The organism is Nocardia anocheti, assembly GCF_029675105.1.
In the GTDB taxonomy this organism is placed as follows: Bacteria; Actinomycetota; Actinomycetes; order Mycobacteriales; family Mycobacteriaceae; genus Nocardia.
This window is the reverse complement of sequence record NZ_JAQQFV010000029.1, coordinates 1-478: the sequence shown is the minus strand read 5'-3', so window position 1 is coordinate 478 and position 478 is coordinate 1. Positions and strand designations below refer to the sequence as shown.

Here is a 478-nt window from a genome sequence, read left to right as displayed (position 1 = left end):
TGAACTGGATCAAGGAAGTCGATTTCGACATCCCGGTCTTCGGTAAGGACGCCGACAGCTTCGACGGGTATGAGTACCTGTTCTGGGTGGGTTGTGCCGGTGCCTACGAGGACCGGGCGAAGAAGACCACCAAGGCCGTGGCCGAACTCCTGGCCACCGCGGGGACGAAGTTCATGGTGTTGGGTGCGGAGGAGACCTGCACCGGTGACTCGGCGCGTCGTGCGGGTAACGAGTTCCTGTTCCAGCAGTTGGCGATGCAGAACATCGAGGTCATCAACTCGGTGTTCGAGGGTGTCGAGCAGTCCAAGAAGAAGATCGTGGTCACGTGTGCGCATTGCTTCAACGCGCTCAACAACGAGTACCCGCAGGTCGGTGGCACCTACGAGGTGGTGCACCACACCCAGTTGCTGAACCGGTTGGTGCGGCAGAAGAAGCTGGTGCCGGTGGCGTCGGTGTCGCAGAACATCACCTATCACGA

1 protein-coding gene is annotated in these 478 nt (G+C 60.0%); it reads left to right on the top strand.

Translation table 11 applies throughout. The annotated features are described in order from the left end of the window. Positions 1-478, top strand: a 478-nt coding sequence (locus QC180_RS30130) for a (Fe-S)-binding protein (protein WP_278266257.1), incomplete at both ends; no start/stop codon positions are given.